Origin of the sequence: Desulfofundulus thermobenzoicus (genome assembly GCF_009428905.1) — a bacterium.
In the GTDB taxonomy this organism is placed as follows: domain Bacteria; phylum Bacillota; class Desulfotomaculia; order Desulfotomaculales; family Desulfovirgulaceae; genus Desulfofundulus_A; species Desulfofundulus_A thermobenzoicus.
This window is the reverse complement of record NZ_WHYR01000025.1, coordinates 43,794-53,731: the sequence shown is the minus strand read 5'-3', so window position 1 is coordinate 53,731 and position 9,938 is coordinate 43,794. Positions and strand designations below refer to the sequence as shown.

Annotated in this window: 12 protein-coding genes and 1 other annotated feature; all 12 genes read right to left on the bottom strand. The window is 51.6% G+C overall.

The window, feature by feature from the left end; translation table 11 throughout:
- On the bottom strand, positions 1-204 hold a 204-nt coding region (locus GFC01_RS19385; protein ID WP_243137444.1), incomplete at its 3' end, for a hypothetical protein.
- Positions 205-387: 183 nt separating this feature from the next.
- Positions 388-654, bottom strand: coding sequence for a 50S ribosomal protein L27 (gene rpmA, locus GFC01_RS10390; protein ID WP_152946932.1), 267 nt, complete (start codon positions 652-654; stop codon positions 388-390).
- Positions 655-829: 175 nt separating this feature from the next.
- Complete coding sequence (gene rplU / locus GFC01_RS10385) at positions 830-1,141, bottom strand: 50S ribosomal protein L21 (protein WP_152946930.1); 312 nt, start codon at positions 1,139-1,141, stop codon at positions 830-832.
- A gap of 9 nt (positions 1,142-1,150) precedes the next feature.
- Positions 1,151-1,226, bottom strand: a sequence feature (ribosomal protein L21 leader region).
- A 61-nt stretch (positions 1,227-1,287) separates the two neighbouring features.
- On the bottom strand, positions 1,288-1,875 hold the full coding sequence (locus GFC01_RS10380; RefSeq protein ID WP_194174893.1) for a Spo0B domain-containing protein: 588 nt from the start codon (positions 1,873-1,875) through the stop codon (positions 1,288-1,290).
- A gap of 514 nt (positions 1,876-2,389) precedes the next feature.
- Complete coding sequence (locus GFC01_RS10375) at positions 2,390-2,995, bottom strand: class I SAM-dependent methyltransferase (RefSeq protein ID WP_152946926.1); 606 nt, start codon at positions 2,993-2,995, stop codon at positions 2,390-2,392.
- Between the two features lie 78 nt (positions 2,996-3,073).
- Positions 3,074-3,310, bottom strand: coding sequence for a hypothetical protein (locus GFC01_RS10370; RefSeq protein WP_243137442.1), 237 nt, complete (start codon positions 3,308-3,310; stop codon positions 3,074-3,076).
- Between the two features lie 410 nt (positions 3,311-3,720).
- A complete protein-coding gene (larC, locus tag GFC01_RS10365) occupies positions 3,721-4,923 on the bottom strand; it encodes a nickel pincer cofactor biosynthesis protein LarC (RefSeq protein WP_341473900.1) in 1,203 nt (400 codons plus the stop codon).
- A 158-nt stretch (positions 4,924-5,081) separates the two neighbouring features.
- Positions 5,082-5,852 (bottom strand): sulfite exporter TauE/SafE family protein, encoded by a 771-nt coding sequence (locus GFC01_RS10360; protein WP_013821756.1) that lies wholly within the window; start codon positions 5,850-5,852, stop codon positions 5,082-5,084.
- An 80-nt stretch (positions 5,853-5,932) separates the two neighbouring features.
- A complete protein-coding gene (locus GFC01_RS10355) occupies positions 5,933-6,241 on the bottom strand; it encodes a hypothetical protein (protein ID WP_341473899.1) in 309 nt (102 codons plus the stop codon).
- A 277-nt stretch (positions 6,242-6,518) separates the two neighbouring features.
- Positions 6,519-7,421, bottom strand: coding sequence for a molybdopterin-binding protein (locus tag GFC01_RS10350; protein WP_152946924.1), 903 nt, complete (start codon positions 7,419-7,421; stop codon positions 6,519-6,521).
- A gap of 120 nt (positions 7,422-7,541) precedes the next feature.
- The gene (locus GFC01_RS10345; protein WP_152946923.1) at positions 7,542-7,775 is read right to left on the bottom strand and encodes a MoaD/ThiS family protein; all 234 of its coding nucleotides are present in this window, start codon (positions 7,773-7,775) and stop codon (positions 7,542-7,544) included.
- A gap of 268 nt (positions 7,776-8,043) precedes the next feature.
- Complete coding sequence (locus tag GFC01_RS10340; RefSeq protein ID WP_152946920.1) at positions 8,044-9,927, bottom strand: aldehyde ferredoxin oxidoreductase family protein; 1,884 nt, start codon at positions 9,925-9,927, stop codon at positions 8,044-8,046.
- Positions 9,928-9,938: the final 11 nt, after the last annotated feature.

Sequence of the window (9,938 nt, the reverse complement as noted above, 5' to 3'; positions counted from 1 at the left end):
GTCCCCCCCCCATGGTCCGCCCAGAGGTACATACTTTTCCCGGCGGAAGGCCACGCAGCCGTTCCCCCCGTCGCCACCCTTGACGTAAATTTTTGCCGTATCGTAAAACATATTTTTCACCCGGTAATTATTATTTGCCGACCGGGGCCGGTTTAAGGCACCGGCGGGAAAACCGGCCTTTATGGAGATCTCCCCAATTAGCATTATCCACCGGGTTCCACACGGGGCACTATTGGGGCTGTCCAAAAATCAAAAAATCACAAATGTCCCGGTGCCCGTAACACCGGGGCTTCTCACTTTCCGGTTTCAAAGTTCAGGTTAGCGTAATGTGCAGCTCTTATTGCAAAAAGGGCCAGCCCCGGGGCTGGCCCTTTTTTACATTCTTTTTTACAATGCCGCCTCTACCGGAATGACGCTGACCTGCTTCTTATCCCGGCCCTTGCGCTGGAAGGAGACCACACCGTCTATCAGGGCGAACAGGGTATCATCTCCCCCTTTACCCACGTTGCGCCCTGGGTGAATCCGTGTCCCGCGCTGCCGGACCAGTATGCTCCCGGCAGAGACAAACTGGCCGTCCTGACGCTTCACACCCAGAAACTTGGGGTTGGAATCCCGGCCGTTTCGTGAACTGCCTACACCTTTTTTATGAGCCATAAAATTTCACCTCCTGTTTTAGAAACCACATACGCCTGGTGGAACGTTAAGGAAATGGAGCCTATCAGGTTATGGTAAATTATCATGGATACCGGCATGAAACAAGAATACTCGATCGCAGTTCTTGGCAATTACAGTCATCCAGGACGTTTAAAGGAAACCCTGCCGGAACCTTTCAAGCCTCGATCTTTTCCACCACTACCTGGGTAAAGGGCTGCCTGTGTCCCTTTTTACGCCGGTAATTTTTCTTGGGCTTGTATTTGAAAACAATTATCTTGGGACCCCGGCCGTGCCGGACGGCCTTCAAAACCACCTTTGCCCCCTCTACCCACGGGGTTCCCACCCGCAGGTGACCGTCCTTTTCCACAGCCAGCACCTGATCGATTTCCACCACCTGATCCGGTTCCACCGGGAGTTTTTCCAGGTAAAGGGTATCCCCTTCCTGAACCCGGTACTGTTTGCCTCCGGAGGCAATAATGGCGTACAAAATAAAACCCCCTTTTCCAGGACTCGCCGAAAGCAGGTAGGGTGCATTCCCTTTTAAAACCCCTTTCGTGCGGTTGAGAAGAATATGCCTGCAATAAGTTATTCTATCATACCGGTCCATTTTGTCAAGCAAATACCAGTGCTGATCTATGTGCCGGACTGGACCAGTTCGGAGGCCCGCCGGGGCAGCACCAGGAAAATTTCCCCTTCACTTTGCCCCATCACCAGCCCGGCTTTGCCGCCATAAGCCGCCAGTTTTTCGTGTACGCCGGTCATCTTGTCCCCGGCGGCCACGACCGCACATCCCGCAGGTACGGAAAAAACCAACCGGAAGGTATACCTCTGCTGGGATTCCTGCAGGTGGACCTCCAAACGCCTTTCCGGGGACCCGCAGGAAGCCAGGTACCCTATGGCCCGGGAAAAAGCTTCTTCCAGGGCGTAACCGATTTCCGGCCCCGGTATGGTACAATGGGCCAGGTTACACTGCAACCGGTATGCCAATTCAATTTGTTCCTTGGCCGCCTCGTTATGAGCCACTAGAAAGGCCGCCGTCGCTTCCGGCACTTTCAGGTGAATAATTTTACCCAGGCACTCTATTTCCCTGCTGACCTCCCGGATGTAATCCCGCACCCGGTCCGGCTTATTCATTTGTACCAGCCCGGAGATAACCTGTAAGTGATTCATGAAGTCGTGCCTCTGAACCTGAATAACCTCCAGCAGTGCCTTTAATTCCATAAGTTTCCCTCCACGTAAAAATCCTTGCAGATTCATAATGATCATTTTCGCCAGAAAGGAGGAAATTCCTTCTTATATCGGTAAAATAAGTCTAAAAGAAAGATCTGTCAATTCAAGCTGGCGTCCAGACCCGGAGCACATCGTCCCGGCGGCACCACCCCGGTCCAATCCCGGCCGGCAAAACAATCCTAATCCAATATAAAATGACGGACCTTTCCTGACAAAGGCCTGCTTTGAAAAAAGGTATTCCCGGATTGGTGGCGAAATGGAAGGGGCCGTCCTTATCCGGCCCCCTTTCGATCAAGTCCGCATTCTGGTGTAAATTCCCTCTGGTAGACAAGAACACCCTGTTTTAAGCCGCGCTTATACAGGCAATTTCTATCTCGTTGCCAGGCGGCGCGCAGCACCACCGCAACGATAGAGCTCACCTGCCGCCATGGAGCGCCGCGGAATACCGGTCAGGTGCAGCGACTGGTTATATGGTGAATCATTAATGTAATGATTTGCCAAGCATTTATGCAAAACGCCTTTTCCGCATCAGGCAAACCCAGGCTCTAGGCGGGTTTGGGCGGTTAGATCCAAAATGGCTTGAAACGAGCGAAAGGATTTCGAAGTAGGGCTCCACAGAGCTAACAATATCTCTGGCAGTCCGCTGTGGTGGACCTGGGCCATCACGTTGTTCATCGGCGTTGCCAACAATACTCAGCCACAGGCCATCTTTTTCTAAATGGGCAGCTACATTTTCAGCAAAGCTCTTCCGTTCTTCATCCGAATTTAATGAATGAAAACAACCTCTATCAAACGCAAAGCCAAATGGCGCCCCTTCAATTTTGTTTATAAGGAAGTCAATCACAATAAAGGTACATTTGACATTAGCTTTTGAAGCTTTCTCTATAGCCTTCTGTATTGCAATTTCCGAAGTATCAATACCTATCACATCGAAGTTTTTTTGGGAAAGCCATATGGAGTTATCGCCAGTTCCGCATCCAATATCCAGTGCTTTACAGGGTTTTATGGCCATCGTAGTCACAGTCTGAATAAGGTTGAAATCAGGTTTGCCAATATCCCAAGGAGTATCGCCGGTTTCATATCTTTTCTTGTAACGTTTCTCTATCGTCATCTTGTTTTTACCTCCTTGACCTTATTGACCACGCTGGCAGTTGTAACAAACTTTAAAGTTTTCGCTTCAACAAACACCTTACTCGCTTTCCCGCCGCTCAGCGCCGAAAGCACGATGTTCGCGTCCAAGGCGATCTTTCCGGAAAGTTGCAAAGTCCTCCAGCACCTCTTCCTCTGTTATCCTTCTTTCCTGTCTTTCTCTGGCGACCTTTGCCACCAGGGCCTTCAGGGCCGCCCGGCGCACTTCGTCATCAACGTTTATATCCTCCCAGGGAATAAATACGCCTGCGGGCCTGCCGTTCCGGAAAACCATCACCGCTTTCTTCCGGCGGATAAATCGCTGGCGTGGGTTTTAAACTCCCTTACGCTTGCAAACTCCATTTTGGTCACCGTGACCACATTATAACATATCAGCGGGAAAATGGAAAGGATTGTTTGGTGCGGAGCTTCCTTCTCATGCGCTCGGCAACGGCAAATCTACCGGATAATTACAACGGCAAAGAAAAGTACCGGTATCCCGGTACTCCTCTTTTTGTATATTTTTATTAGTTCGCCATCTCCCTGATCGCTTCTTCCGGCATGGCCACCACCTGCCTTTACCACCCCCATTTTACAATATTGCTAAGAAAGATACAACACTTTAATGTGAGACCCTATGATTGATTTCGGTATATTTTCCTGGATGAAATTGGTGAACTTTTCCCGGGCATCCAGACCCGGCTGTTATCATAAAAAATTGCCGAGATTAAGTTGGTTATTGAGCTGTGCCGCCTTAATAGCACACATATATACATTCTTTAAAGGAACATTCTTTTCCAGGGCGAGACGGCGGCAATCTTCGTATTCCGGGCTCATTTGCCAGCCCGAATCATCGCGGCAGGTGGCAACTTTCACGCGCACCGTCCCAAATTCCGTTTCTACACTAATATGTTTCCGGGGCAAACAAAAACGTTTTTCCCGGCGCCTCCGTACGCCCAGGGTGCTGGTTTCCGTAAAGATAAGCTGCATCAACTCTTCTTCTTTTCCCGGCTGGCAGAGTACCGTCAATAAATTACCCGGGCGGCCCTTTTTCATAATGACAGGGGTCAACCAGACATCCAGGGCCCCTGATGCCAGCAGCTTTTCCGTCACATAAGCCAGTATTTCCGGATTTAAGTCGTCAATGTTGGTTTGCAGGATGGAGATCTCCTGTTCCGATGCTGGCTGCCGTTCAATTTCCTCGCCGATAAAAACCCGCAAAAAATTGGGAATCCCATAATCGTTAGCTCCCAACCCGTATCCTATTTGGGCAATTTTCATTGCCGGCAGGGGCCCAAAACCCCCGGCCAGGGCAGCAACAATGGCCGCCCCCGTAGGGGTGACCAGTTCCCCTTCCACCTCCACGGGGCGAATGGGGAAACCCTTGAGAAGTTCGGCGGTGGCCGGTGCCGGAACGGGAAGCACGCCGTGGTGAGTTTGGACAGTTCCGTATCCGGTGGGTAGAGGAGAACAATAAACTTTTTCCACGCCCGCTTCTCGTAAGGCGATTGACGTTCCCACGATGTCCACTATTGAGTCGACTGCCCCGACCTCGTGAAAGTGAACATGGCGGGGCTCAACCCAGTGAACCTTGCCTTCCGCCCGGGCCAACTTCTCAAAAATGTCCAGGGCACAACGTTTGACTTGCGGGTGCAGTCCGCTACCCTCAATGATGCGCCTGATATCTTCCCAGGTCCGGTGAGAGTGGTGATATTGTTCCATTTCCACCAGGAACCTGGTGCCCTGAAAACCATGGGTTTTATCTTGATAAATTTTCAGGGAATAGCCTTCCAGGCCTAAAAGATCCAGCTGGCTTTGTACAGCCGCCGGGGGAACGCCGGCGTCTATTAATGCACCCAGCATCATGTCGCCGCTGATCCCGCTGAAACAGTCCAGGTAAAGTATTTTCACCTTCGCAGCTCCTTTCCCCTATGAATCAACTTTACGGAGCGGTTAAAATTAAAATAGCCAGGTCTTAAAAAAGCCTCTAAGTTAAAACTCAGACTACCAAGCGATATAGAATTGCTGAAATGAATGGGAAGGAGAGGTTGCCCGCTCCTTCCCCCTGTTCAGCTGTAATTAAACCTCTCTTCAGCCTGCGGCTTCGGTGTTCTCAAATATCTAACACCAGTCCAGATCAAAACGGCGGAGAATATGATACGCAAAGCTCCTTCGGACAGGACATGGGCAAGGGAACCACCCAGATATGTGCCTATCAGGATACCCGGTACCAATCCCGGCAGGATGCTTGCGCTGACATTCCCCAAACGCCAGTGGGTATAAGCGCCGGCTATTCCCACGGGAACCATGGCGAGGAGGGAACAACCCTGCGCGGTATACTGGGTGAAGCCGGTAAGCAGCACCATGGAAGGCACCATTATCGTACCCCCGCCGACCCCCATCATCCCGGAGAGGAAGCCGGTAAAAATACCTGTTAATAAGAGGATAAGAATTTCTAACCAACCTGTGATATGCCGGGATACGTGGGGCAGGTAAGGTTTTAAAAGCAAGAGCAGGGAGACCAGGATTAAAAACCCGCCGAAGGACCTTTTGAGCTTCCATTCGGGAAGGGCATTGGCATAGCGCGCTCCTGCCCTGGCGGTGAATATGGCCGTGGAAGCCAAAAGGCTGGAGGCAAATATATCCACCGAACCATTTAAGGCATAGGTGACAGCCCCCGAAATTCCGGTGAAAACGAGTGCTACAAGGCTCGTACCGTGGGCCTTATGCTGCCCCATCTTCAGGATGCCCACCATAAGGGGGATCATGATCACCCCGCCGCCAAGACCCACAAGTCCCCCAAAGAAACCAGCTGCTAATCCTATCAATAAACTAATCATTTTTGTTACTCCAGTAAAACCTTTACCCTCCTAAATTTGCCTGTTAATCAAGTGAGGTCCAGGTCACACGTTATAAAACATTATAACACCGTTTTTTGTTCATGGTCCTCAAGGTAATCCTCAAGCCTGATCTTTTCAAAATCCGGGATTTTAATTTTTTCGAAACGTTCCGCCGGGGCACCAAGCGGCACAGTTGCATCAATGCCCATTTTATCACTTATACCGTCATCGCTGGAAGGGTCGAGTTTGTTTCCATGCGCTCCGGAAATTATGATCACATCTCTACCGGCCTGGCAGCGGGTAGCAATGGCCCACTCCACATCTTCGGAGTTAAAAATATCTACGTCTTTATCTACAAATTCTACAAATTTAGTGGTTAAACTGGGCACGCTCTAATCGCCCGGCCAGATTGTTACACGCCGCACCCGCAGGGTACTCCCCTACTTTGGGACAAATTCCGGAAGGAAAGCATTGACTCATGTAATCCTGGCTAACTAGAAACAAAAATACTTAGGGGGCAAAGATACTCCTCGCACTTTCATTGACGGTGTTCGTAAACCATCGCCCCCAAAAGATGAGAACGGTGCCGGTATGCCACCTACCAGTCCCTGCTTACTTTTTATGCAGTAAAAACAACACAAAAACTCAAGGAAAGTTAACCGGAGATCATCGCCCGGAATGGTGCTCGTGAGCCATCGCCCGGCGCCACTTTTCCCGCAACACCCGGGCCAGCGCACCGGCCAGAATTTCTTTGCCCCAACCCGCTTCCAGCGCTTCCAGCAGGACGGGAGCCGCCAGCCGCACCTCGTCGTGGGGACCGGGCAAAGCCACCAGAGTGGTCAATTCCACCTGGCCTACTGCAATGCGCACACCGTCTTTCAAATGGCGTCCCTTTCCGGCGTGGAAATGGAGGATCCAGGGGGTCGCCGCCGTTGGGTCGAGCCGGGAAATGCTCTCCACCATCCAGTCTTTATCCTCCGCACCAACCCCGCCGGTGGTGATCACAAGGCCGTAGCCATCTGCCACTGCCGACCGGAGGCGGCCGGTAATTAGATCCAGGTCGTCCGGCAGAATGCCTCCAAAACGCATCCGGTAGCCGTGCTGCTCAAACAGGCCGGTCAAATAAGGCGAATTTGTATCTTCAATCAGGCCTTCCTGGACTTCCCGGCCGGAAGCAAAAACCACCCCCCGCCGGGCCACACCGGCCCTTACCTGCTGAGCCAGGCGGGTGGAACGCTCCAAAAATTTCTCCCGCTGTTCCGGATCGGCAGCAATCAGGCCCAATATGCCCTGGGCGTGAACAGCCGCAGTGGACGTAGCCCGCACCCCCGGCACGCGACTCAGGGCTGAAAGCAATTCTTTTTCCCGCCCCATAATTTGTTCAGCCATCACTGTGCGCCGCATGATATCCAGCACCATCACCCGGTCCCGCACATCTATCACCATCACGGCTTCAGCAGGTAATCCCAATACACGGGCGGTAACGGCGGCTATTTCGTTAAGGTTTGCCCCGTGCAGTTCAATACCGGTAATCCAGAGCTCGGTTTTTTGCAGCAGGTCGAGTTCCAAGAATAACCATCTCCTGATAAAGCTGAATTTAGGTTAAGATAAATGCCTCACCCGGAGAAATAGCCGCTCAAGAAGCGCCAGCAGTGGTGTCCAAAGTATCATGAAATTTTCCCACAGTTCTTACCCCCCGCTGGCCGCCGGGAGGAAAACAACCTCATCTCCCTCAACCAGCACATACTCTTCTCCCACCATTTTCCCATTAACGGAAACAAAGCGAACCTCATTCACAGGCAGCCCTAAACGTTCCCGCAACTCTCTGATTGTCTCTCCTTCTTTTAGTTGAACAGGATGAAATTTGCCGAAGGCTGGGTAAGAAAAAGAAAGAATACCCAATAATTTTACCGTCACCTGCATTTCTATCCAAACTCCTTTTTTACGGGTAAGTTTTCAGTCAATCCAATTGAGGGACGGCGTTGTCCCGCTTACTCTTTTGCCGGTGAGTGCTGGGTTCACCGGGCGCTGTTACCGGCGCTCCGCAAAATCGTTCGCTCTGGACAACGCCGTCCCTTTGCAGTTAACGGCAGTTTTACTGAACTTTTACTTTTTCGGGACTCAGGGCGAATTTATACACAGCCGCTCTATGTCATGGTGGGACAGCGGTAATGAAGCTACTCTTTCCATGTTAGTTTATCGCAAAATCCAGGCCCAGCTCCCTTAGTTTTTCAGGGGCAGGTAAGCCGGTCTGCCTGTCCCAACCCATGGCCTCATAATACGCATCCAGCATAGCATCCAGATTCTCCACCCTGGCCCCTGCGGAAGGCCCATCCGGGATGGCCTGAGTAAACCGCCCGGGCAACTTATCATCCTTGCGGGTGAAACCTTCACGGGCGTTGAAACACCGCTTGAGATTCCAGGAACGCTCTGCTGCCGTCACCAGTTCTGCCGCTGTTACGTCCCACCCGGTGAGAGCACTGACAATCTCGGCGTAAAGCTGCGGCGTGATGCAGCTGCCTTCAGTACCCCACGAGTAGAAGATACATGCCCCCAGGATTTCGCTGATTTCACCCTGTAATGCCACATACCGGTAAACAATGCCTTTTTGAGGCGATTCATCCTGTATCCCTGCTGGCGGCCAGGGCAACCCGAATTCCTTCATGCCGCCATCAAGCTGACCGAAGTCCCAGGTGCTTGCCCAGTTGGGGTGCATATGACAGGCCCCCCGCGGAGAAACGGCATACTGCACAGCGAGCACCTTAGACTCAGAACGCGGCTCATGTGCCGGGAGCTCCAGTCCTTTAACATGGTGCGCTACCTCTTCGGCAGCTGGGCCGAGCTGTTCAGCCATACGCTTTACACCCTGGGCCAGCAAAGCCCCAATTCCTTCCCGGTGGGCAATCTTTTCCACCAATTTTACCACTACTTCTCCATCGCCCCACCGTAAAGGTATTCCCTCCGTATCCCTGTCAGTAAGCAATCCCTTTTCATAGCACTCCATTGCGAAAGCAATGCTCATGCCAGTGCTGACTGAGTCCAAACCATAAATATTACACAGGTAATTACATCTAATAATAGCCTCCACGTCGGCAACCCCACAATTGGGTCCAAACATATCTACAGTTTCGTATTCCGGACCCTCCATGGGAGGGGTAGCAAATTTTCCGCTATTCACTGAAGTATAACGCCCACAGGCGAAGCTGCAACCATAACAAGCCCGCCGTTTAATTTGATATTTCCGGTTGATAGCCTCACCTGAAACCTGATCGGCTTTATCAAAATGAGCGGTCTGGAAGTTCTTTGTCGGCAGGATTCCCAGGCTGTTGTTCAACGATACCAGGCCAATGGTACCCAGAGAAGGAATGCTGCCGAAGGGGTAATTCTTTAACCATTGCTCCGCCTTCTCAACAGCCTCCGCAAATTCCTTCGGGCGGGCCACTTTAATACCGCCACGGCCATTCATCACAACCGCCTTCAAATTTTTACTGCCAAACACTGCTCCAATACCGCCGCGGCCGGCAGCCCGTCCCCTATCATTCATAAGAGCTGCATACAGAACTCCATTTTCGCCCGCCTGCCCTATGGTAGCCACAGAGATTTCCGGATCATCAAGTTCGCGAATCAGGGCATCTGTAGTTTCTTCAACGTTAAGCCCCCACAGGTGTTTAGCGGGTTTAATCTCCACCCCGCCATCGTGGATATACACATAGACGGGCTCTTCTGCCTTACCTTCAATGACCACAAAGTCGAACCCCGCATATTTGAGTTTTGGACCAAAAGCCCCTCCCGACCGGGCCTGATTCCAGGTGCCGGTCAAAGGTGACTTGTAGCACACCTCGTAGCTTCCACCGCTGGGACAAAGGGTCCCGGTTACAGCACCAGTGGCCAGCACCACTTTGGCTTCTGGAGCCAGAGGATCAATGCCACCGGGCATTTCCTGGTAGAGAAGCCTGGCTGCATAGCCAACACAACCCATATACTTGCGCAATTCGTTTTTATCCAGTTCTTCTACCTTGAATTCACCACTGGTCAGGTTAACCCGCAGCAGCTTACCGGCAAATCCGTACCACATTAACCAGCACC